Below are 23,249 nucleotides of genomic sequence, written 5' to 3'. Positions count from 1 at the left end.
CGGTGCACGCGGTCTCCAGGCGTGGACTAGATTCGGGGCCGTGGAGCCCAACGACGAGACCCCTGCCGACCAGGTCAAGACCCACGAGATCGGCAAGCGCACCTACATCGTCGCCGACGTCGACCCGCTCGACGTGGACGGCGTGCGCACCGTCGCGGTCGGCACCGGGCTGTGGCTCCTCGCGTTCGTCCTGCTGCTCCCCTTCTACGGCCGGCTCGAGGAGAGCGACCGCGTCTGGTGGCTGTGGACCTGCCTGGCCGGCTTCGGCCTGGGCATCATCGGCTGGGACTACTGCCGGCGGCGGCGCAGGGCCAAGCTCGCCGGCCGCGCCGTGCCCGGGCCACCGGTCGACCAGAACTGAGCCGGCGACCAGGACCGAGCCGGGTCAGAACTGCTCGAGGTCGTCCCAGGTGAGGGTGTCGAGCACCGGCTCGGGAAGCGGCGCCGGAAGGTTCCGCTTGTGCAGCTGCGCCTCGCTGTGCGCGCCGCAGCCGTGGTCGAAGGACACGACCCGGCCGTCGTCGTTGGCGTAGGCGTTGGCGCACACGCCGAACAGGGTCGAGAGCGGCCCGGCCAGGCGGACCATGAAGCCGCAGCCCACGCACGTGCCGGGGGCCGACTGCGCGATGGCGGCCTCGGGGCCGTGGCTGCCGTCGTACCACCGCTGCGCCGCGAGCTCGCGCCCCTCGAGCGACAGCACGCGCGGCCGGCCGAGGCCGAGCTCGTCGGTGACCGCCGCGATGGTGTCGCCCTCCTCGTCGTCGGGGAGGTCGTCCTCGCCCGCGAGGTACGCCGGGACCAGCCGCGGGTCGTCCTCCTCGGTCGGGAGCAGGTCACCGGGACCGAGGTCGCCGGGCTGGATGCGCTCGCGCCACGGCACCCACGCAGGCGCCACGATGGCGTCGTCGCCGGGCAGCAGCACGACCTCGTCGAGGGTGACCGTCTTCTGCCGGGACGCCCGGACCAGCGTCACCGACCAGCGCCAGCCGCGGTAGCCGGCGCGGGTGCACGCGAAGAAGTGGGTGGTGACCCGCTCGCCCTCGCTGGCGTGACCGAGGTGCTCGCCGACGTCGCCGGCGTCCACGAGGTCGGTCAGGGCCGTGCGGGCAGCGTCGATCGCACCCACACCCACGGCGTCGGGCTTGGCGGTACGCGCTGCGGCCATCACGCTCGCGATTCTCCCTCATGACCGCGGGAGTTGTCTCGCCGGGTGCCACATCCGCCGCCGTCGGTGGGCAAGGATGGGGGCATGGCGTACGACGAGGGGCCCCGCACCACCTCCGGGCCGCGCCGTGCCGCCGACGCCACCCGCCGGGCGGCCGGTGCCTCGGCCCGCGGGGCTCGCCGGGTCGGGCACGCGACGGGCCGTGCCGCGGGCTACGCGTTCCGGCAGACCCGGCGCGCCACGCACGCGGAGGGCGCCGGGGAGAGCGGCCTGTCCCGGCTGATCGAGCTGCACGCCTTCAACGCCGCCGGCGACGCCGCGGTGGCGATCTCGCTGGCGGGCACGCTCTTCTTCCAGGTCCCCACCGGCGAGGCACGGTTGCAGGTGGCGCAGTTCCTCGGCCTGACCATGCTGCCGTTCGCGATCGTGGCACCGCTGGTAGGCCCGTTCCTCGACCGGTTCAGCCACGGCCGGCGGTGGGCGATCGGCGCGACGATGGCGCTGCGCGCGTTCCTGTGCTGGGTGCTCGCCGACGCCGTCGTCACCGGGTCGGTGGCGCTCTTCCCGGCGGCGCTGGGCTGCCTGGTCGCCTCCAAGGCGTACGGCGTCACCCGGGCCGCCGCCGTGCCGCGGCTGTTGCCGCGCCGGCTGACCCTGGTCAAGGCCAACTCCCGGATCTCGCTGGCCGGCGTCGCGGGCGCGGCCCTCTCGGCGCCGCTGGCCGTGCTCGCGTCGACCTTCGGGCCGGCGTGGTCCCTGCGCTACGCGTTCGCGGTGTTCGTCGGGGCCACCGTGCTGGCGATCCTGCTGCCGCCGCGGGTCGACTCCGCGGCCGGCGAGGAGCAGCTCGCGCTGGGCTCGGTGGCCGGCGGAGCCCGGCGCCGGCGCGCACCCGTGCCGGCACCGGTGGTGTTCGCGCTGCGCTGCAACATGGGGCTGCGGCTGCTGTCGGGCTTCCTCACCATGTTCATGGCGTTCCTGCTCCGCGAGGAGCCGTTCCCCGGCTGGGAGGACCGCCCCGAGCTGCTGCTCGGCCTCGTGATCGGCGCCGCCGGGTTCGGGAGCACCGTCGGCATCGCGCTCGGCTCGCTGCTGAGGACGGTCAAGCCCGAGGTCACCGTGGTGGTCACGCTGCTCGCCGACGCCGTGATGGCCGTGGTGGTCGCGGCGTTCTACGGGCTGCCGACCGCCGTACTGCTCGGCGTCACCGCGGGGCTGTCGCAGTCGCTGGGCAAGCTCTCCCTCGACGCGCTGATCCAGCGTGAGGTGCCCGAGCGGATCCGGACCAGCGCGTTCGCCCGCGCGGAGACCGTGCTGCAGCTGGCCTGGGTGGTCGGCGGGTTCATCGGCATCGTGATGCCGCTCGAGCCGCGGCTCGGGCTCGGCGTCGCCGCCGCGATCCTGGTCGCCTGGAGCGGCTGGGTGCTGGCGACGGCCCGCGCGGCCTCCCGGGCCGTCTGACCCCGGGCTACAGCTCGAGCTCGTCGGCGAGCGCCCGGAGCAGCATCGCCGTGGGCTTCGCGGTCTTCGGGTCGGGGTGACGGCCGTTGCGGTAGCCGTTCTCGATGTTCTCGAGCAGCCGGTAGAGGTCCTCGATGATGTTGACCATGTCGGCGGGCTTCTTGCGCAGCGCCTTGGACACCGACTGGGCGGGCTCGAGCATGCGCACCTGGAGCGCCTGGTCGCCCTTGCGCCCCTGGACGATGCCGAACTCGACCCGGGTGCCCGGCTTCAGGCTGGCCACCCCGGCGGGCAGGGCAGCCGCCCGGACGTAGACGTCGCCGCCGTCGTCCTTGGACAGGAAGCCGAAGCCCTTCTCGGCGTCGTACCACTTGACCTTGCCAGTAGGCACCGGTGTGACCTCTTCTTGGTTCGTCGTTGCTCGAGCGGGTCAAGGATAGGGCGCGCGGGGCGCGCCTTCGAACGGGTTATCGAAATCGCTCGGGATCGGGCAGCCGCTCGTTCATCGAGCCGGACCGGAAGCCCTTCGGGTCGACCCGCGCCTCGGGGAACCCGGCGGCCAGCGCCGCCTCGGTGACGGCGGGCAGCGCGGGCGCCGCGGCGAGCGCCTCGCCGTCGAGCTCGATGCTCGCGACGTCCCCCAGGTCACGCACCCGCAGGTCCCGCACCCGGACGCCCGCGGACTCGAGCGCGCCGCGCACCGCAACCTCCGCCCGCTCGACCCGGGCCAACCGGAACGGGCTGACCTCGATCCCGTAGGCCACCCGCGAGGACAGGCAGGCCGCGGCCGGCTTGTCCCAGGTCGGCAGGCCCCAGGCGGCGGACGCGGCCCGGATCTGCTCCTTGGTCAGCCCGGCGTCCCGCAGCGGGGTCACCGCGCCGCGCTCGTGGGCGGCGCGGATGCCTGGCCGGAAGCCGGCGACCGCGTCGTCGGCGTTGGTGCCGGTGGCGACGTGGGCGTAGCCGTGCCGCTCGGCGAGCGGGCCGAGGGTGTCGAGCAGCTCCGCCTTGCAGAAGTAGCAGCGGTCCCCCGCATTGGCGCGGTAGCCGTCGCGGTCCATCTCGTGCGTCTCCGGGGTGAACACCTTCACGCCGAGTGACTCGGCGAAGTCGCGGGCCGGGGAGCGCTCGGCCTGCGGCAGGGAGTCGGAGTAGGCGGTCGCGGCGGCCACCCGCTCCGGGCCGAGCGCGCGTACGGCGGCCGCGAGCAGGAACGCGCTGTCGGCGCCGCCGCTGAACGCCACCATCACCGACCCGCACTCGGCGAGGTCGTGCTCCAGGTTCGCGAGCCGGAGGTCGAGCACGTGCCCGTCGAGCCAGGCCGGGAAGTCGTCGAGGGTCTCCAGCACCACGTGGGTGCCGGCCGCGCGCAGCTCGTCCTCGGTGCAGCCGCCGGTGAGCACGGAGACGCTCAGCGCCCCCGCCGCCAGCGCACCCTCCACGTCGTGCACGTGGTCGCCGACGTAGACCGTCGCACCGTGCTCCTCGAGCACCGCGGCCTTGCCGACGCCCCAGACCTCGCCCACGAGGTGGTCGACGTCGAAGGTGAGCGCCTCCACGTGGAGCGCGGCGTTCGGCGTGAACTTGCCGGTGACCACCACGGTGCGGCCGCCGTGGCGCCGTACCGCGGCCAGCGCGTCGTGGGCGCCGGCGAACGCCAGCGTCGGGGCGATCGCGTGGTCGGGGTAGACCGCGCGGAACCGGTCGACGAGCCCGGTGATCCGGTCGGCCGGGTAGTACGGCGCGAGCATGTGGGACAGCGGCGGTCCCAGCCGCTCGGACATCGCCTCGACGTCCATCTCCACACCGGTCTCGAGGCCGAGCTGGACCAGGGTCGCGGCGAAACCGGGCCTGGTGTCGATCAGCGTCATGTCGAGGTCGAAGCCCACGACGAGCGGGTGCGGAGAAGTCACCCGGTCAGCCTATGTGGCCGAATCGATTGAATCGAACGGGTCACCCTGGGAGCATGGTGGGCTCCCCGGTTCGTCACCGGGCCCGCCGGTCTGCGCGAGAGAGGTTGCCCGTTGAGCCCGTACCCGCGCCTGCGCCGCTCCGCCGCCGCGCTGCTGACCGCAGCGCTCGCCGGAGTCGCCGTGCCCGGCCCCGCCGCGGTCGCGGAGGAGGCGGCACCGGGGGCGGTCGTCACGGGTACGCCGGCCACCCAGGTGCCCGGCGACGGGGTGTACGTGGTGACGCTGGTCGGCCGTCCCGCCGCGTCCTACTCCGGGAGCGTCCCCGGCCTCGCGGCCACCCGGCCCGCGGCCGGTGAGCGGTTCGACAGGACCCGCCCCGAGGTGGCCGCCTACCGGCAGCGGTTGCTCGGCCAGCAGGACCGGGTCCTCGACGCGATCGGCAGGGCCGAGGTGCTCTACCGCTACACCACCGCCGTCAACGGCTTCGCCGCCAGGCTCGACGCCGGCCAGGTCAAGCAGCTGCGGGTGACCCCCGGCGTGGCCCTCGTCGAGCGGAGCGTGACCCGGCCGGTGGACATGACCGACACCGCCGACGCGCTCGGCGTCGACGCGATGTGGAAGGTGGCCGGAGGGCCCGACAAGGCCGGCCGCGGCCAGGTGATCGGCGTCGTCGACACCGGGATCTGGCCGGAGAACCCCAGCTTCGCCGGACTTCCCCAGGACATCCCCGGCACCGCCGCGCGGGTGCCCGGCTTCCACGGCGCCTGCAGCAGGGGCGAGTCCTGGGACCCCGGCGTCTGCAGCTCCAAGCTGGTCTCGGCGCGCTACTTCGTGAAGGGCTTCGGCGCCGGCAACCTGTCCCGGGCGGAGTACCTCTCCCCCCGTGACGGCACCGGGCACGGCTCGCACACCGCCGCGGTCGCCGCGGGCAACGACGACGTCCGGGTCCGCATCGAGGGGCAGGACTTCGGTGAGACCACCGGCATCGCCCCGGGCGCCCGGATCGCGACCTACAAGGCCTGCTGGGCCGCCCCCGACCCCGACGACGACGGCTGCACCACCGCGGACACCGTCGCCGCGGTCGACGCCGCGGTCGCCGACGGCGTCGACGTGCTCAACTACTCCGTCTCCGGTCCCGGCGACACGGTCACCGACTCGGTCGAGCTGGCGTTCCTCCACGCCACCGCCGCCGGCGTGTTCGTCGCCGCCTCCGCCGGCAACCGCGGCCCCGGCGCCTCGACCGTCGGCCACGCCAGCCCGTGGGTGACCACCGTCGGCGCGAGCACCCACCAGCGGCTCCAGGGTGCGGTCGCGCTCGGCGACGGGGACGCCCTCGTCGGCGCGATGGCGGCCGACCGTCGCGTGCCCGAGACCGGGATCGTGCTCGGCTCCGAGGCCGCCGCCCCCGGCGCGAGCACCGACGAGGCCCGACTGTGCGAGCTCGGCGCGCTCGACGCCCGCGAGGTGCAGGACAACATCGTGGTCTGCGACCGGGGCACCACCGCCCGCGTGGACAAGTCCGTCGCGGTGGCGCGGGCCGGTGGCGTCGGCATGGTCCTGGCCAACGTCGTACCCGACACGGTCGACGCCGACGTCCACTCCGTGCCCACCGTCCACCTCGACGTGGCCGACGCGGACGCGGTCCGCGCCTACGTCCGCGACACCGAGGACCCCACCGCCTCGATCGACCCGTCGGCCACCGACGGCACCCCGGTGCCGCAGATCGCCGACTTCTCCTCCCGCGGCCCGTCGGCCGCCGGCGGGGGCGACCTGCTCAAGCCCGACCTGACCGCCCCCGGGGTCAGCGTGCTCGCCGCGGTGGCGCCGCCGTCGAGCTCGGGCCACCTGTGGGACCTCACCTCGGGCACGTCGATGAGCGCCCCGCACGTCGCCGGTCTCGCCGCCCTGGTCGCGGCCGAGCGGCCGGACTGGTCGCCCGCCGAGACCAAGTCGGCGCTGATGACCACCGCGGACGACCTCGCCGGCACCGCCAGCCCGTTCGCCGAGGGTGCGGGCCAGGTCGACCCCGGCGACCTGCTCGACCCCGGCCTGGTCCTCGACGCGGGGCACCGCGACTACCTGCGCTTCCTCAGCGGCCAGGGCTTCACCTACAGCGACGGCTCGCCGGTGGCACCCCGCGGAGTCGACGCCGGCCGGCTCAACCTGCCCTCGATCGCCGTCGGCGCTCTCGTCGGCACCACCCGGGTCGTGCGCACCGTGACCAACGTGTCCGGCGCACCCGAGACGTTCAGCCCGCGGGTCTCCGGGCTCGGCGGCGTCGAGGCCACGGTCCGGCCGCGGACGCTGGCGCTGCGGCCCGGGGAGACCGGTCGCTTCGCGGTCACCTTCGGGGTCGAGGACGGCGCCCAGCTCGGCAGCTTCGCCAAGGGCCGGCTGACCTGGACCGGGCTCACCCACCAGGTGCGGCTCCCGGTCGTGGTGCGCCCCGAGGCGGTCGAGGTGCCGGCCGAGGTGACCGGCTCCCTCGCCGACGGCGCGGTCGAGGTGGACGGCGTCGCGGGCAGCTCCGCGGCCGTCCCGGTCGAGGTCAGCGGCCTGGTGGGCGCGGCCCCCTCCGGGGTCTCGCTGCAGCCGGGCAGGTTCGACCCGCAGGCGCCGAGGACCGACGCCGACACCGCCGCCGTGCCGCTCACGGTGCCCGGCGGCACCGAGGCGCTCCGCGTGCAGCTCGAGGGCCACCGCGCCGCCGACGACATGGACGTCTACCTGTACCGCGACGGCGTCCTCACCGCGCTCGCCACCGGGAAGTCCTCCGACGAGACGCTCACCCTGGTCGAGCCGCCGGCCGGCGACTACACGGCGTACGTCGTCTCCGCGTCCGCGGCGAACGGGACCACCACCACCGGGCAGCTCTACACCTGGGTGCTGCCGCCGGCGGACGCCGGCAACCTCACGGGTCCCGGGGCGGTCGCCGCGGCGCCCGGCCAGTCCTTCGGGTTCCGGCTGACCTGGACCGACGAGCTGTCGCCCACGTCGCGCTGGTTCGGCGTGGTCCGCTACGGCGACAGCGACCGGCGCACCCTGGTCAGCCTGCGCTGAGGCCGCCGAGTCGGCGCGCGTCTCGGTCTCCGGCCGCTGGTCCGGGCACTGGTCAACCACCACACGAGCAGCAGCTGCGGTAGCCAGGACAGCCAGGCGATGGCCTGGTAGGCCGTGTCGAACCGCACGACCGGGACACCTGCCGCCTCGAGCCCCGAGTGCAGCCCCAGGAGCAGCCGCAGGGTGACGGCCGCGAACGCGAGGGAGTAGCTGCGCAGCATCCAGCGGCGGTGATCCGCGTACCGCCCGGTGAGCGCCATTCGGAGGCCCACGCCCGTCGTCGCCAGCCAGCCCACGGCCAGGGCGCCGAACCCGAGGGACGACACGGCGCCGCCGTGGGCGGTCGGGGCGAGCAGCAGCCCCGCGCACCCACCGGCGGCCGCACCGGCCACGTACAGCGCGCCGGTCAGCCCGTGCAAGCGGAGGAGACGACGGCGGAGCCGGGTCGCGAGCTGCCACGGACCCGTCAGCAGCGCGGTCATCCCGCCCACGACGTGGACGAGCAGGATGCCCTCGCGCTGCAGGTACACCTGACGCTGCTGCGGGAAGTAGGCGGCCGGGTCCAGGCGCAGGTACCGGGACGCCACCAGGGCCACCAGCACGGCCAGCACAGCCGCGGTGGCCCACCCGACCCGTCGTGCTCCCATCCTCCCAGCGTCGGCGCAGCGCACCGTGAGACACATCGGTGCCGACCCTGGTCCCACCCTGAGCAGACCCGGCTCCATCCCGGACGGCCGTTCGGTCCGGGAGGTGGCCGCACTCAGCCTGCGCTGAGGCCGAGCCGGCGCGCGGACTCCTCGCGCATCTCGACCTTGCGGATCTTGCCGGTGACGGTCATCGGGAACTCGTCGACCACCAGCACGTAGCGCGGGATCTTGTAGTGCGCGAGCTTCCCGGTGGCGAAGGCGCGCACCCCGTCGGCGTCGAGCGGCCCGGCCCCGTCGCGCATCCGCACCCAGGCGCACAGCTCCTCGCCGTACCGCTCGTCGGGGACGCCGACCACCTGCACGTCCTCGACGTCGGGGTGGGTGTAGAGGAACTCCTCGATCTCGCGCGGGTAGATGTTCTCCCCGCCCCGGATCACCATGTCCTTGATCCGCCCGACGATGTTGCAGTAGCCGTCCTCCCGCATCACCGCGAGGTCGCCGGTGTGCATCCAGCCGTCGGCGTCGATCGCCTCCGCGGTCTTCTCCGGGTCGTCCCAGTAGCCGAGCATCACCGAGTAGCCGCGGGTGCACAGCTCCCCGGCCCGCCCCCGCTCGACGGTCCCCCCGGTCGCCGGGTCGACGACCTTCACCTCGACGTGCGGGTGCACCCGGCCGATGGTGGCGGTACGGCGGTCGAGGTCGTCGTCGCTGCGGGTCTGGCACGACACCGGGGAGGTCTCGGTCATGCCGTAGGCGATCGACACGCCCTCCATGTGCATGTCGCTGATGCAGCGCTTCATCACCTCGACCGGGCAGATCGAGCCCGCCATCACGCCGGTGCGCAGGGTGGAGAGGTCGTAGGAGCCGAAGTCGGGGAGGTTCTGCATCGCGATGAACATGGTCGGGACGCCGTACAGCCCGGTGCAGCGCTCGTCGGCGACCGCCTGCAGGGTCGTCGCGGGGTCGAACCCGGGCGCGGGGATCACCATCGTGGCGCCGTGCGTGGTGCAGCCGAGGTTGCCCATCACCATGCCGAAGCAGTGGTAGAAGGGGACCGGGATGCAGAGCCGGTCCTCGTGGGTGAAGCCGATCGTCTCGGTGGTGAAGAACCCGTTGTTGAGGATGTTGCGGTGCGACAGGGTCGCGCCCTTGGGGTACCCGGTGGTTCCCGAGGTGTACTGGATGTTGATCGCGTCGCCGTTGTCCAGGGTCGACATCCGCTCCGCCACGGCACCCGCGGGCACGGCGTCGCCCCCGGCGAGGAGGTCGTCCCAGTCCGGGGTGCCGAGGAAGACCACCCGCTCCAGCGCCCGGCAGTCGTGACGGACCTCGTCCACCATCGCGCGGTAGTCGCTGGACTTGAACTCGGTCGCGGAGACGAGCAGCCGCAGGCCGGACTGGTTCAGCGCGTAGGCGAGCTCGTGGGTGCGGTAGGCAGGGTTGACGTTGACCAGGATCGCCCCGATCTTCGCAGTGGCGTACTGCACGATCGTCCACTCGGCGCAGTTCGGGGACCAGATGCCCACCCGGTCGCCCTTCGCGACGCCGGCGCCGAGCAGGCCGCGGGCGAGCGCGTCCACGTCGCGGTCGAGCTCGGCGTAGGTCCAGCGGCGGCCGGTGGCGACCTCCACCAGCGCCTCGCGTCCGGCGTGCTCGCGCGCGATCCGCGCGAAGTTGGCGCCGATCGTCTCCTCGATGAGGGCCGGCGTGGTCTCCCCTGCTGCGTACGACTCCATGACCGGCAGGTTAGTGGTCCGGGACACATCGCAGTACCCCGCACGAGACGTACAGGCCGGATTCGTCGACCAACGGTCGGTCGGGTCAGGCGGCGTCGGGGACGAGCGCGTCGAGGTAGGCCTCGACCTGGCGGGGGTCCCAGCCGTGCGCCTCGCGCAGCCCGGCGCGCAGCATCGCGAGGTAGCTCTCGCTCGGCCGGGTGTGCTCGACGTGGTCGATGCCGTGCGGCGCGGTGAAGGTGAGCATCGGGGCGCCGTCGTACCTGCCGACCTCGACCAGCGTCTCGTAGTGCCCGGGGCCGACGTGGTGCCGCCCGTCGAGCTCGGGGTCGAGCCCGCCGAGGACGACCTCCTCGAGCGGGTCGTCGGGGTCCGGGACCCGGTACATCTCCTGGGCCGCGATGTCCGCGAACTGCGCCGCGGTCACCAGATAGGCGCGGGCCGCCGAAGGGCCCGGCGTCTCGTGGTCGTAGAAGGCGACGCCGCCGCCCCACTGCGACGAGTCGCCGGCGAAGTACACGGCGCCGGGGAGGTCCACGCCGACACTGCGGCGGGGTGGGCGAGGGTCGCGGGCGCCGGGGTTGGCCCGGGAGCCGCCGGGCGGGCGGCCGCCGGCCAGGTAGCAGGTGAGGCGGTCCGCGGCCATGTTCGACCCGTAGCTGACGTACCAGACCTCACCGGTGGACGGGATGGGCGTTTCGTGTGTTTCTGCGTCAGGCATACCGGGTGCGAGCGTACCCACCGGGGCCGGGGCCGACACATCGCGCGGACCGTCGATGACGCCACACGGACGCACGGAGGGCCCCGCCGGGTCACGGCGAGGCCCTCCATGTGTCCACGGGGTCGTTACACGTGCGCGTCCCGCACCACGCGGTCGTGGCGCAGCGAGGAGGCGCGGGTCTCCTTGGCGAACAGCACCGCCACGATGGTCAGCGCCGAGGCGACGCAGACGTAGATCGCGACCGCGGTCGTGTTCTTCTCCTCGGTCGAGCCGAGCAGCTCCAGCGCGATGATCGGGGCCAGCGCACCGGCGAAGATCGACGCGAGCTGGTAGCCCACCGAGGCGCCGGTGTAGCGCACCGAGGTGCCGAAGAGCTCGGAGAAGAACGCCGCCTGCGGGGCGTACATCAGCGCGTGCAGCATCAGGCCGACGACGACCGCGAGGATCAGGTTGCCCTGGCCGCCCTTGTCGACGAGGTCGAAGAAGATGAAGGACCAGACCGCCACGCCGATCGCACCGGCGAGGTAGAGCGGCCGGCGGCCGACCTTGTCCGAGATCGCGCCGACGATCGGGATCCACACGAAGTGCACGATGGAGCCGATCAGCAGGGCCTGGAGGATCGGGCCCTTGTCCGCGCCGTTGTACTCGGTGATGTAGGTGATCACCACGATCGTGAAGATGTAGTAGGAGATGTTCTCCGCCATCCGCATGCCCATCGCGATGAAGACCTCGCGCGGGTAGTTCTTGATGACCTCGAGCAGCGGCATGTGCGAGGCGGTGGTCTGCTTCTCCGCGATCTCGGCCTTCGCCTCGGCGAACACCGGGGACTCCTCGATGCTCAGGCGCACCCAGAGGCCGACCAGGACGAGCACCGCGCTGAGGATGAACGGGATCCGCCAGCCCCACGCGTTGAAGGCGTCCTCGGACTGCACTGCCGCGAGCATCCAGAGCACACCGGTCGCGAGCAGGTTGCCCATCGCGACGCCGGCCTGCGGCCACGAGGACCAGAAGCCGCGCTTCTCGTCGCTACCGTGCTCGGCGGCCATCAGCACCGCGCCGCCCCACTCGCCGCCGACCGCGAAGCCCTGCAGCAGGCGCATCGCGAGCAGCAGGATCGGCGCGGCGACGCCGATGGTCTCGTACGTCGGCAGCAGGCCGATCGCGATCGTGGCGCCACCCATGAGCATCAGCGAGGTGACGAGCATCTTCTTGCGCCCGACCTTGTCGCCGAAGTGGCCGAAGACGATGCCGCCCAGGGGACGGGCGACGAAGCCCAGCGCGTAGGTGCCGAACGCCAGCAGGGTGCCGGTCAGCGGGTCGGACGAGGGGAAGAACAGGGCGCCGAAGACGAGCGCCGCGGCCGAGCCGTAGAGGAAGAAGTCGTACCACTCGACGGCGGTGCCGATGAGGCTGGCGAACACGACCTTGACGATCGAGGCGCCGGACCGCTGGGGATCGCCCGCTGAGGTCTCCGCCTGGGTGTGCATGGACATGGGAGTGTTTCCTTTCATGCGGCGGTCCAGCCGCCATCCATCATGAACGAGCTACCGGTGACCGAGTCGGTGCCGGGTCCGCAGAGGAACGCCACGAGACGGGCGACCTCCTCGGGCTCGGCCAGACGCTTGACGGGGGTCCTCGCGAGCAGGACGTCGTCGAGCACCTCCGCCTCGTCGATGCCGTGGGTGCGGGCCTGGTCGGCGATCTGCCCCTCGACCAGCGGGGTGCGGACGTAACCGGGGCACACCGTGTTGCTGGTGACGCCCTTGCCCGCCGCCTCCAGGGCGATGACCTTGGAGAGTCCTTCGAGTCCGTGCTTGGCGCTGACGTAGGCAGCCTTGTACGGCGAGGCGCGGTGGCCGTGCACGGAGGACACGTTCACGATCCTTCCCCAGCCGCGGGCATACATGCCTGGAAGGAGCGCACGGGCGAACCGGAACGGCGCCTCGAGCAGCACGCGCTGGATCAGCGAGAACCTCTCGGGTTCGAACTCCTCGATCGGCGCCACGTGCTGGATCCCGGCGTTGTTGACCAGGATGTCGGCGTCGAGGTCGAGGGTGTCGATCACGGAGGGGTCGGAGAGGTCGGCGACCAGGAAGTCGCCGTCGATGTCGGAGGCGAGCTGTTTGGCGCCGGCCTCGTCACGGTCGAGGACGACGACGGACGCGCCGCCGGCGGCCAGACGCACCGCGACCGCGCGGCCGATCCCGCTCGCGGCTCCGGTGACCAGGGCCGTCTTCCCCTCGAGGTCGAGGGTGACGTGGGTCTCTTTCGAATCTGTCACGGGGCGAGACGCTACGCGGCGTTCGAGTCCGGTTGGTATGTGGGCGACGCCCATAATCCAACCGGATCCGTGTGGTCCCGCCCGCGGGGCGTTCAGGAAGCGCTCAGCGGGTGGGCCCCGTGAGGCGCCGGAGACGGTAGAGGCGCAACGCCATCTGCAGGTCCAGGGACCGCGCCGGGTCGCGCCAGCCCGCCCCGAGCAGCCGACCGATCCGGTCCAGCCGCTGGGCCACCGTGTTCGGATGGATGTGCAACGCCTTCGCGGTCTCCGCCGGGCGCGACCCGGAGGTGAACCAGGCCTCGAGGGTCTCCACGAGGCCGGTGCCGCGCCGCTCGTCGTAGTCGAGGACCGGGCCGATCGCGTCGGCGATGAAGGCGTCGAGCTCGTGCGGCCCGGCGTCGCCGAGCACCAGCCGGGCCAGACCGAGGCCGGCCGGGTCGCTGACCTCGCCGGAGCGGCCCAGCGTGAGCAGCGTGCTCAGGCAGCCGAGCGCCTCGGGGTAGGCGGCGGCGACCGCCTTCGGGCCGGGGCCGCTGGTCACCACCCCGACGGTGCAGCTGCCGCCCGCACCGCGGATCCGGGCCTGGAGCGCCTCACCCACGGCGGTGGCGTCGGTCCCGGGGACCACGACGACCACCTGACCCTCGTGGTCGCCGCCCAGACCGCGCAGCTCCCCCGCGTGCCGGGCGGCGACCTGCGCGGCCCGGTGCCGGTCGAGCCCGCGGACCGAGGCCACCGCGACCACGCACGGGCTGTCGAGGTCCGCGCCCTGCCGGCGGGCCCGGTCGACCAGCCGGGCCGGGTCGGTGTCCCGCCCGGAGAGCAGGTCGGCGAGCAGCTCGCCGCGGACCCGGTCCTCGGCCTCGGCGACCGAGCGGCTGAACAGCAGCACCAGCGCGGTGACCAGGGCCCCGCGCTCGACGGTCCGCCGGTCCGCGAGGCCAAGCGGCTCCCGGGGCCGGTGCAGCACGAGCGTGCCGAGGTGCTCCGCGCCGGCCAGGGCGGCCGCGACGTAGACGTGCCCGCAGCCGGGGATCTCGAGCTCGACGCTGCGTCCGGAGCCGCGTGCCTCCCGGATCGCGTCGGCCAGGTCGACCGGGACGTCGACCGCGTCCCCGGCCGTGGCGAGCTCGCGCCGCTCGGCGTCGTACACGACCAGCGCCCCCTCGAGCACGTCGGCGAGGACGGAGGCCACGTCGGCGACCCCACCCCCGCGCAGCAGGACGTCGGTGAGCTGGTCGTGCGCACTGGCCGCGACCTCGACCGCCTGGCTGTGCGCGCGGATCTGCCGGTTCGCCTCGTCCACGTCGGCGAGCGCCGCCTGGGTCTTCTCGAACAGGCGGGCGTTCTGCAGCGCGACCGCGGCGTGCGCGGCGAACGACGTGAGCAGGCTGATCTCGGCGGGCGGGAACGTGCGGACGGTGCGGTGCACGGCGAGCAGCGCGCCGATGACGGTGCCGTCGACGACGAGCGGGACGCCGAGGATGGCGCGGATCTGCTCGCCGGCGACCGCGGTGTCGATGTAGTCGCGGTGCAGGAAGCGCTCGTCGGCCTGGTAGTCGTCGGTGTGGTACGGCGCGCCGGTCTGCGCGACCAGCCCGAGGAGGCCGGTGCCGAGGGGCAGCCGGAGCTTGCGGAACTCAGCGGTGAGCGCGCCGTCGGTGACGCGCATGTAGGAGGCACCCTCCGTCTCGTCGTTGAGCGACAGGTAGGTCATGTCGGCGTGCAGCAGCTGACGGGCCCGGCGGACGATCGCGCTGAGGATCGCGTCGACGTCGCGGATGGCGGTGAGGTCGCTGGCGGTCTCGTAGAGGGCGGACAGCTCCGCCTCGCGCTGGCGCTGCCGGACGAACTGCTCGCGCAGCCGGAGCGCGACCCGGCGCTGCGCGCGGAGCTCCTCGACCTCGGCCTCCGGCAGCCGGTCCCGCTCGGCCCGGGCCACCACCTCGTCGAACGACTCCCGCGACGCCTCCGCATAGAGCAGGTCGAGGAACGAGGGCGGTCCGATCATGGGTTGAAGATAACCCGCCGCCCGGCCAGGGACCGTCGGTCGTCCGGGCCCCGCGGCGCGGGCGACCGAGTACCGTGGTGCGGATGGCCACCCGCAGCTCGCCGGGCACTCCGGCACGCACCCTGGCCGACCAGCTCCGCTCCTGGTCGGACGGCGAGCTGGTGCGCCTGCTCGAGGCCCGGCCGGACCTGGCCACGCCGACCCCGCAGGACTCCGCCCAGCTCGCCTCACGCGCCGGGACGCGCTCCAGCGCGCTCCGGGCGGTCGACCAGCTCACCGTGCTGGAGCTGACGGTGGTCGACGCGGTGATCGCGCTCGGCGGGTCGACCACGCTGAAGTCCCTCCAGGAGCACGTCAACGCATCCCGCGAGAGCGTCGCGGCCGCGGTCGACCGGCTCACCGCGATGGCGCTGCTCTGGGGGTCGCCCGAGCTGCGCGCCGTCAGCATCCTCGGGGAACTGGTCGGCACGACCGTCAGCGGTCTCGGCCCGTCCGCGGAGACGCTGCTGTCGACGTACGGCCCGAGCCGGGTGACCGCCCTCGCCCGGGACCTCGGGCTCGAGGTGTCCGGCGACCGCCACACCGACGTCCGCACCATCACCCGGCACCTCGCGGACCGCAAGGCCGTCGACCTGCTCGTCGACGAGGTCGCCCCGCAGGCACGCACGATCCTGGACCACCTCGAGCGCGAGGGCACCGACGGCAGCGTCGAGTCCACCGAGCGCTCGGTGAGCCGGTCCTCGGCGGCCGGGCCCGTCGACCAGCTGCTCGCCCGGGGCCTGCTCGTCGCCCGGGACCGACGGCACGTGGCGGTCCCCCGCGAGGTCGCGATCTGCCTGCGCGGCGGCTTCACGACCCGCGGACGCGTGGACGAGATGCCCGCGCTGGCCACCTCGGAGCGGGAGCAGACGCTGGTGGACCGGGCCGCGGCCGGCGCCGCCTTCGAGCTGGTCCGGCACGTCGAGCTGCTGCTCGAGCACTGGGGTACGGCGCCGCCGTCCGCGCTGCGCACGGGCGGGCTGGGCGTCCGCGAGCTCAAGGCCGCCGCGGAGCTGCTGCACCTGGAGGAGCGCACCGCCGCGCTGCACATCGAGGTCGCGTCCGCCGCCGGGCTCGTCGCGGTGGGCTCCACCGACGACCACGACTCGGCGTGGCTGCCGACCGACGCGTTCGACGTCTGGAGCGGCAGCCCGGTCGCGGACCGGTGGGCCACGCTGGCCCTGGCCTGGCTCGACAGCCCCCGCCTCACCGGGCTGGTCGGCGGGCGCGACGAGAACCGCAAGCCCGTGAACGCGCTCGTCCCCGACCTCGAGCGGATGTGGCTGCCGGAGACCCGGCGCACCGCGCTCGGCATGCTCGCGGAGCTGCCCGACGGCCGGGTGCTCGCCGCGGGCACCGGCACCTCCTCCCTCGTGGAGCGGGTCCGGTGGCACCGCCCGCGCCGCCCCGCGCAGCGTGCGGAGGCGGTCGCCTGGTGCGTCGAGGAGTCCGCGGTGCTGGGCCTGACCGGGCTCGGCGGCCTGTCGGCACACGGACGGGCGCTGCTCACCACGGAGGACCCCCGGCACTCGGCGCCGGCCGCGCTCCAGCCGCTGCTCCCCCAGCCGGTGGACCACATCCTGCTGCAGGCCGACCTCACCGCGGTGGCGCCCGGGCCGCTCGAGCACGACCTGGCGCACAACCTGGCCACGATGGCCGACATCGAGTCCCGCGGCGGCGCGACCGTGTACCGGTTCACCGCGACCTCGGTGCGCCGTGCGTTCGACTCGGGCTGGTCGGTCGGCGAGGTGCACGACTTCATCGCCGCCTCGTCACGGACCGAGGTGCCGCAGCCCCTGGTCTACCTCGTCGACGACGTGTCCCGGCGCTTCGGGACGGTGCGGGTCGGCGCGGCGTCGTCGTTCCTGCGCAGCGACGACGAGTCCGCGCTCGCGGAGCTGGTGCACAACCCGAAGGCGTCGTCGCTGCGGCTGCGCCGGATCGCCCCGACCGTCGTGGTCAGCGACGTCCCCGTGGACGTGCTGCTCCCCCGGCTGCGCGAGCTCGGCACCGCGCCCGTCGTGGAGGCGCCCGACGGCACCGTGCGGCTGGCCCGCCGGGAGGCGCACCGGGCCCGCTCACACAAGCACCGCCCGCCGGTGCATGACCTCGGGCTGACCCCCGGGCCGCTCGACGCCAAGGCCGCGGCGCGGCTGACCGCGCGGATCGCCGCCACCGTCGGCGCGATCCGGGCCGGGGACCAGGCGGCGGCGAGCCGGCCTGCGAACGAGGAGACCGGCCGGCTGTCCCGGACCACCCCGATGTCGACGATGGCGACGCTGCGCGAGGCCGTGGAGGCGCGCGCGACGGTGTGGATCGGGTACGTCGACAACCACGGCTCGACCGTGGAGCGGGTCGTGGACCCGGTGCGGGTCGAGGGCGGCTGGCTCACCGCGTACGACCACCGTGCCGACGACGTCAGGTCGTTCGCGATCCACCGGATCACCGGGGTCAACCCCGTCCGTTGAGACGTCACTCGTTCGGCGTCGAGAGGTCACTCGTGCGGCGTCGAGGCGTCACTCGTTCCGGAGCGAGCCCCTTACCGGCCGCCGTACCTTGCGCCGCTCCGTAAGATCTAGAGGTGGACTTTGTTCGTTACGCCGAACGCTCGGCCGACCTCGTCAACGCTGAGCTCGACGACGCCGACGCCCTGGTACGCCTGCTCGACCGGCGGCGCTGGCTGCACGGCCAGGTCGTCGAGCGCGACGCGATGACGCTGCGCCGCTTCCAGAAGGAGCTCCGGCCGGTGTTCGAGGCGTCCAACGCGCGCGACGAGGCGTCGGTCGTGGAGCAGCTCAACGCGCTGCTCGCCAAGCACCCGGTGACGCCGTACATCGCCGGCCACGAGCCCGGGAAGTGGCACATGCACGTCGCCGACCGGTCCTCCTCGGTGGCCGAGCTGCTCGTCGCCGAGTCCCTGATGGGCCTGTCGACGCTGGTGTGCGACCTGGGCGCGACCCGCCTCGGGGTGTGCGACGCGACGCCGTGCACGAACGTCTTCGTCGACACCTCCCCCAACCAGTCCCGCCGCTACTGCTCCGACCGGTGCTCCTCGCGCGCCAACGTCGCGGCCTACCGGGCCCGCCAGCGCGCGGTGGCCCAGGGAGCGCAGGCATGAACGACGGCCCCCTGATCGTCCAGTCCGACAAGACCCTCCTCCTCGAGATCGAGCACGAGCGCGCGCAGGACTGCCGCAAGGCGATCGCGCCGTTCGCGGAGCTCGAGCGGTCCCCCGAGCACGTGCACACCTACCGGCTCACGCCGCTGGGGCTGTGGAACGCGCGCGCCGCGGGGCACGACGCCGAGCAGGTGATCGACACGCTGCTCGCCTACTCGCGCTACTCCGTGCCGCACGCCCTGCTCGTCGACATCGCCGAGACCATGGCGCGCTACGGGCGGCTGCGCCTGGAGAAGCACCCCACGCACGGGCTGGTGCTGTCGTCGACGGACCGCCCGGTGCTCGAGGAGGTGCTCCGCGCCAAGAAGATCAAGCCGATGGTCGGCGAGCGCCTCGACGACGAGACGGTGGTGGTGCACCCCTCCGAGCGCGGCAACCTCAAGCAGGCTCTCCTCAAGATCGGCTGGCCCGCCGAGGACTTCGCGGGGTACGTCGACGGGGAGGCGCACCAGATCGACCTCGCTCAGGACGGCTGGGAGCTGCGCAGCTACCAGCGCGACGCGGCCGACTCGTTCTGGCACGGCGGCTCCGGCGTCGTCGTGCTCCCCTGCGGCGCCGGGAAGACGATCGTCGGCGCCGCGGCGATGGCGCACGCGAAGGCCACCACGCTGATCCTCGTGACGAACACCGTCTCCGCCCGTCAGTGGAAGGAGGAGCTGATCCGTCGTACCTCGCTGACCGAGGACGAGATCGGCGAGTACTCCGGGACGAAGAAGGAGATCCGCCCGGTCACGATCGCCACCTACCAGGTGATGACCACGCGCCGGAAGGGCGTCTACGCGCACCTCGAGCTCTTCGACGCGCGCGACTGGGGCCTGGTCGTGTACGACGAGGTGCACCTGCTGCCCGCACCGATCTTCCGGATGACCGCGGACCTGCAGGCCCGGCGGCGGATCGGCCTGACCGCGACGCTGATCCGCGAGGACGGCCGCGAGGGCGACGTGTTCTCGCTGATCGGGCCGAAGCGGTACGACGCCCCCTGGAAGGACATCGAGGCGCAGGGCTGGATCGCGCCGGCGGACTGTGTCGAGGTGCGGGTGACCCTCCCCGAGGGCGAGCGGTTCGTCTACGCGACGGCCGAGCCGGACGAGCGGTACCGGCTGGCGTCGTGCACCGGGACGAAGACCGACATCGTCGAGCAGCTCGTCGCCAAGCATGCCGGCGAGCCGACGCTCGTGATCGGGCAGTACATCGAGCAGCTCGACGAGATAGCGGAGCGGCTCGACGCCCCCGTGATCAAGGGCGAGACCCCGGTCAAGGAGCGGGAGCGGCTGTTCAACGCGTTCCGGCACGGCGAGCTCAACCTGCTGGTCGTGTCGAAGGTCGCGAACTTCTCCGTGGACCTGCCGTCGGCCGCGGTGGCCATCCAGGTGTCGGGGTCGTTCGGGTCCCGGCAGGAGGAGGCCCAGCGGCTCGGGCGGCTGCTCCGCCCCAAGGAGGACGGCCGGTCGGCGAGGTTCTACGCGATCGTCTCGCGGGACACCGTCGACGCCGACTTCGCCCAGCACCGGCAGCGGTTCCTCGCCGAGCAGGGGTACGCCTACCGGATCATGGACGCCGACGACATCGCCGCGGAGTCCTGAGGGCTGGTCCGGCGGCGGACGTGCGGGGTCGCGGAAAACCGGGTGACGCCGTACGGCGGCCCTGGTAACGTCACACGGCTCCCACACCACTCACGACCGCGTCAGCGGAGGTCCTCGCGTGCCTGCTCACACCGACCCCGGCCGCTCCGAGTCCGGCACCCTCGACTCGACCGACACCGCCCTCGCCGCCGAGCGCGGACACCTCGCCCGCTCGCGGGCCGCGCTCGCCCGGATGCGGGCCCGCACCGCGTCGCTCGACACCTCGGCCGCCGGCGACTGGGTCAGCCAGCAGGTGCTCGAGTCCACGATCTACCTGCGGATGAAGGCGCTCGAGGACGACCCGACGGTGCCGCTGTTCTTCGGCCGGCTCGACTACCACGAGCAGCACGAGGAGGCCCGCGGCGAGCGGTTCTACATCGGGCGGCGACACGTCAGCGACGAGGTCGGCGACCCGATGGTCGTGGACTGGCGGGCGCGGATCAGCCGGGCGTTCTACCGGGCCAGCAAGGCTGACCCGATGGGGGTCGAGCTGCGCCGCCGGTTCGGCTTCCAGCACGGTGAGATGACCGCGTTCGAGGACGAGCGGCTCTCCGGTGAGCAGGTCGAGGAGGACGAGTACTCGCAGATCCTCGAGGACGAGATCGAGCGGCCGCGCGTCGGCCCGATGCGCGACATCGTGGCCACGATCCAGCCCGAGCAGGACGTCATCGTGCGGTCCGAGCTCGAGCGGTCCGTCTGCGTCCAGGGCGCCCCCGGCACCGGGAAGACCGCGGTCGGGCTGCACCGCGCGGCGTACCTGCTCTACTCGCACCGGGAGCAGCTGTCGCGCCAGGGCGTGCTCGTGGTCGGGCCGAACGCGTCGTTCCTGCGCTACATCGGCGACGTGCTGCCGGCGCTCGGTGAGATCGACGCGCAGCAGACGACCATCGAGGAGCTCGTCGCCAAGACGCTCGGCACCATCAACGCCAGGTACTCGATCCGCGGCACCGACGAGCCGGCGGTCGCGACCCTCAAGGGCGACGCCCGGATGGCCGAGGTCATCCGCCGCGCGCTGTGGTCACACCTGCGGCCGCCGACCGAGGGTCTGGTCGTGCCGCGTGGGGCGCGACGGTGGCGGGTCGCGTCGTACGAGGCCGAGGAGATGGTGGCGGCACTCCGCGAGCGTGGGGTGCGGTACGGCGCCGCGCGGGCGATGCTGCCGCAGCGGCTGGCGCACGCGATCCTCGTGAAGATGGAGCTGGCCGGCGACTCCCCCGACGACCGGGTGCAGGACGCGGTCGCCCGGAGCCGTCCGGTGAAGCAGTACGCGGACCTGCTGTGGCCCGCCGTCGACCCCGCCCGACTGGTGATGCGGCTGCTCAGCGACCCGGCGTTCCTGGCCGCGGCGGCCGACGGCGTGCTGTCGCCGGAGGAGCAGACGATGCTGCTCTGGGCCAAGCCCGCGAAGGGCCCGGCGTCGGTGCGCTGGTCGGTGGCCGACGCGGTGCTCATCGACGAGGCCGCGGACCTGGTCGCGCGGACGTCGAGCCTGGGCCACGTCGTCGCGGACGAGGCGCAGGACCTGTCCCAGATGATGCTGCGCGCGGTCGGACGCCGCTGCTCGACCGGATCGACCACGGTGCTCGGCGACCTCGCGCAGGCGACCACGCCCTGGGCGAGCCGCTCCTGGGAGGACGCGCTGACGCATCTCGGCAAGACAGACGCGCACGTCGAGCAGCTGACCAAGGGGTTCCGGGTGCCCGGCGAGGTGATCGAGTACGCCGCGCGCCTGCTGCCCACGATCGCGCCGGACCTGGAGCCGCCGACATCCGTACGACGCACCCGCGGCGACCTCGTCGTGACACGGGTGACGGACCTGGTCGCCGCGACCGTCGACGCCGCACGGGTCGAGGCGGCCAAGCTCGGCTCGGTCGGGTTGATCCTGCCGGACGCGCTCGTGCCGGCCGTGACCACGGGGCTGCGATCCGGCGGAGTGGGCTTCGCGGTGCTCGGGGAGGACCCCGGGAACGTGGAGGTTCCCGACGACGACGTGCTCGGTACGGAGTTCGACAGCAAGCTGGACGTCGTACCGGCGTCGCTGGCGAAGGGTCTGGAGTTCGACCACGTGCTGCTGCTCGAGCCCGCGGGGATCGTGACGGGTGAGGCGGACCGGGTGACGGGGCTGCGGCGGCTGTACGTGTGCCTGACCCGGGCGGTGACCTCGCTCGTCGTGCTGCACGGGGAGGAGCTGCCGCCGGAGCTGGGCGCGCCCTACTAGTCGCGCTTGGGCCAGATGAGGCCCTGATCGGTCCAAATAACACCCTTGTTGCGGCAGAGGCAGAAGGGGTGGCCAATGGGGTCGGCGTAGACGCGGAAGCCGTAGCCGTCGGGGCCGATGCAGTCCCGCTGCAGGGTCGCGCCGAGGGCCAGGACGCGGCGCTGTTCGGCCTCGATGTCGTCGACTTCGAAGTCGAGGTGGAACTGCTTGGGGTGCTCGCTGTCGGGCCACTGCGGGGCGCGGTAGTCCTCCACCTGGATGAAGGCCAGTTCGATCTCGCCGAACTGGATACCGGCCCAGTTCTCGTTACTGCCCTCCTTGACCGGGAGCCCCATCACCCCAGAGTAGAAGGCTGCCAGCTTCATCGTGTCCGGGCAATCGATGATGAAGTCGGTTAGTCGCAGCACCCCGCGATCTTGCCACAAGATCAAATGAGCCGGACTTTGAGACAGGCCCTAGGCGCGCCCTAGGCGCCCGCGCGGTCGTCGTTGGGCTGAAGACCCGGCGGTGGGCCCACTCGACCGACAGAATCGTTCGCATGACAGCCACGGAACCGGTGATCTCCTTCCGGCCCGCCGACGAGGCAGGCTGGGAAGAGCTGCAGACGGTCTTCGGCTCGCGCGGCGCGGCGTCCCGGTGCCAGTGCCAGCGGTACAAGCTACGGCCGCGGGAGTCCTTTGCCTCGTTCCCGTCGAAGAACGCAGCGACCGGCTGTGTCAGCAGACCGAAGGCGGCGTTCGAGGGCCGGGAACGACCACCGGCCTCGTCGCGTACCTCGACGGCGAGCCCGTCGGCTGGTGCGCGGTCGAGAGGCGCACCGGCTACACGGGCCTGCTGCGCAACAACCGCGTGCCCTGGGCGGGTCGCGCGGAGGACAAGTCCGACGACAGCGTCTGGGCCGTGACCTGCTTCGTCACCCGCGTGGGCTTCCGGCGACGCGGCGTCAGCCGGGCACTCGCGCGCGCCGCGGTGGACTTCGCCCGCGAGCGCGGCGCCCGCGCCCTGGAGGGCTACCCCATGACTACGAAGAACGCGCTCCTGGAGGAGCTCCACGTCGGCACCCGAGGTGTGTTCGCCGACGCCGGTTTCACCGAGGTCAGCCGTCCAACACCGAGACGTGTCGTGATGCGGGTCGACTTCTGACGTCTCCGAGCGGGTAGCGGGCTCGACACGCACCACACGCGGGCGATGTCACTG

18 protein-coding genes are annotated in these 23,249 nt (G+C 73.2%); 8 read left to right on the top strand and 10 right to left on the bottom strand.

Translation table 11 applies throughout. The annotated features are described in order from the left end of the window. The first annotated feature begins 40 nt into the window (after nt 1–40). On the top strand, nt 41–361 hold the full coding sequence (locus tag K1X13_RS19670) for a DUF2530 domain-containing protein (protein WP_308249483.1): 321 nt from the start codon (nt 41–43) through the stop codon (nt 359–361). Nucleotides 362–385: 24 nt separating this feature from the next. On the opposite strand, the gene K1X13_RS09750 is transcribed toward K1X13_RS19670, so the two are convergent. Continuing rightward, nucleotides 386–1,165: a DUF3027 domain-containing protein gene (locus K1X13_RS09750; RefSeq protein WP_221024897.1), complete on the bottom strand. Its 780-nt coding sequence runs from the start codon at nt 1,163–1,165 to the stop codon at nt 386–388. Between the two features lie 84 nt (nt 1,166–1,249). Here K1X13_RS09750 and K1X13_RS09745 point away from each other — a divergent pair, with 84 nt between their 5' ends. Next, complete coding sequence (locus K1X13_RS09745) at nt 1,250–2,626, top strand: MFS transporter (RefSeq protein ID WP_221024896.1); 1,377 nt, start codon at nt 1,250–1,252, stop codon at nt 2,624–2,626. A gap of 7 nt (nt 2,627–2,633) precedes the next feature. On the opposite strand, the gene K1X13_RS09740 is transcribed toward K1X13_RS09745, so the two are convergent. Together K1X13_RS09740 and larE are read right to left on the bottom strand one after the other, a co-directional pair. After that, nucleotides 2,634–3,017 (bottom strand): cold-shock protein, encoded by a 384-nt coding sequence (locus K1X13_RS09740; protein WP_221024895.1) that lies wholly within the window; start codon nt 3,015–3,017, stop codon nt 2,634–2,636. 76 nt (nt 3,018–3,093) lie between these two features. Next, nucleotides 3,094–4,539 carry an ATP-dependent sacrificial sulfur transferase LarE gene (larE, locus tag K1X13_RS19665; RefSeq protein ID WP_308249482.1) on the bottom strand — a complete coding sequence of 482 codons (1,446 nt, stop codon included), beginning with the start codon at nt 4,537–4,539 and terminating at the stop codon, nt 3,094–3,096. Nucleotides 4,540–4,650: 111 nt separating this feature from the next. Between larE and K1X13_RS09730 the strand changes: the two genes are divergently transcribed. After that, nucleotides 4,651–7,599: a S8 family serine peptidase gene (locus K1X13_RS09730; protein ID WP_221024894.1), complete on the top strand. Its 2,949-nt coding sequence runs from the start codon at nt 4,651–4,653 to the stop codon at nt 7,597–7,599. Here the strand turns inward: K1X13_RS09730 and K1X13_RS09725 are convergent. The 6 genes from K1X13_RS09725 to K1X13_RS09700 all read right to left on the bottom strand — a co-directional run bounded on the left by K1X13_RS09725 (nt 7,557) and on the right by K1X13_RS09700 (nt 14,995). Next, nucleotides 7,557–8,246, bottom strand: a complete 690-nt coding sequence (locus tag K1X13_RS09725; protein WP_221024893.1) for a DUF2306 domain-containing protein — start codon at nt 8,244–8,246, stop codon at nt 7,557–7,559. The genes K1X13_RS09730 and K1X13_RS09725 overlap by 43 nt on opposite strands. A gap of 113 nt (nt 8,247–8,359) precedes the next feature. Beyond that, nucleotides 8,360–9,982, bottom strand: coding sequence for an AMP-binding protein (locus tag K1X13_RS09720; protein WP_221024892.1), 1,623 nt, complete (start codon nt 9,980–9,982; stop codon nt 8,360–8,362). Between the two features lie 85 nt (nt 9,983–10,067). Next, nucleotides 10,068–10,703, bottom strand: a complete 636-nt coding sequence (locus K1X13_RS09715; RefSeq protein ID WP_221024891.1) for a histone deacetylase — start codon at nt 10,701–10,703, stop codon at nt 10,068–10,070. A gap of 125 nt (nt 10,704–10,828) precedes the next feature. Then, nucleotides 10,829–12,196 carry an MFS transporter gene (locus tag K1X13_RS09710; RefSeq protein WP_225914929.1) on the bottom strand — a complete coding sequence of 456 codons (1,368 nt, stop codon included), beginning with the start codon at nt 12,194–12,196 and terminating at the stop codon, nt 10,829–10,831. 14 nt (nt 12,197–12,210) lie between these two features. Continuing rightward, nucleotides 12,211–12,984 (bottom strand): 3-hydroxybutyrate dehydrogenase, encoded by a 774-nt coding sequence (locus K1X13_RS09705; protein ID WP_308249481.1) that lies wholly within the window; start codon nt 12,982–12,984, stop codon nt 12,211–12,213. A gap of 103 nt (nt 12,985–13,087) precedes the next feature. Continuing rightward, nucleotides 13,088–14,995, bottom strand: a complete 1,908-nt coding sequence (locus K1X13_RS09700) for a helix-turn-helix domain-containing protein (RefSeq protein ID WP_225914928.1) — start codon at nt 14,993–14,995, stop codon at nt 13,088–13,090. An 83-nt stretch (nt 14,996–15,078) separates the two neighbouring features. On the opposite strand from K1X13_RS09700, the gene K1X13_RS09695 reads away from it, so the two are divergent. From K1X13_RS09695 to K1X13_RS09680, 4 genes are all read left to right on the top strand, one after another. After that, on the top strand, nt 15,079–17,502 hold the full coding sequence (locus K1X13_RS09695) for a helicase C-terminal domain-containing protein (RefSeq protein WP_221024889.1): 2,424 nt from the start codon (nt 15,079–15,081) through the stop codon (nt 17,500–17,502). Between the two features lie 113 nt (nt 17,503–17,615). After that, nucleotides 17,616–18,152, top strand: coding sequence for a CGNR zinc finger domain-containing protein (locus tag K1X13_RS19660; protein WP_221024888.1), 537 nt, complete (start codon nt 17,616–17,618; stop codon nt 18,150–18,152). After that, the gene (locus K1X13_RS09685) at nt 18,149–19,795 is read left to right on the top strand and encodes a DNA repair helicase XPB (protein WP_221024887.1); all 1,647 of its coding nucleotides are present in this window, start codon (nt 18,149–18,151) and stop codon (nt 19,793–19,795) included. The genes K1X13_RS19660 and K1X13_RS09685 overlap by 4 nt, the downstream gene beginning before the upstream one ends. 118 nt (nt 19,796–19,913) lie before the next feature. After that, entirely contained in the window at nt 19,914–22,052 is a 2,139-nt protein-coding gene (locus K1X13_RS09680; RefSeq protein WP_308249480.1) for a HelD family protein, read from the top strand. Here the strand turns inward: K1X13_RS09680 and K1X13_RS09675 are convergent. Beyond that, nucleotides 22,049–22,459 (bottom strand): VOC family protein, encoded by a 411-nt coding sequence (locus K1X13_RS09675; protein ID WP_179803374.1) that lies wholly within the window; start codon nt 22,457–22,459, stop codon nt 22,049–22,051. The two genes, K1X13_RS09680 and K1X13_RS09675, sit on opposite strands and share 4 nt — an antisense overlap. A gap of 100 nt (nt 22,460–22,559) precedes the next feature. Here K1X13_RS09675 and K1X13_RS09670 point away from each other — a divergent pair, with 100 nt between their 5' ends. Further along, entirely contained in the window at nt 22,560–23,195 is a 636-nt protein-coding gene (locus tag K1X13_RS09670; protein ID WP_221024886.1) for a GNAT family N-acetyltransferase, read from the top strand. Nucleotides 23,196–23,249: the final 54 nt, after the last annotated feature.

The sequence above is a fragment of the Nocardioides jiangsuensis genome, assembly GCF_019679455.1.
GTDB lineage: Bacteria > Actinomycetota > Actinomycetes > Propionibacteriales > Nocardioidaceae > Nocardioides_C > Nocardioides_C jiangsuensis.
This window is presented reverse-complemented; position numbering and strand designations above follow the sequence as displayed.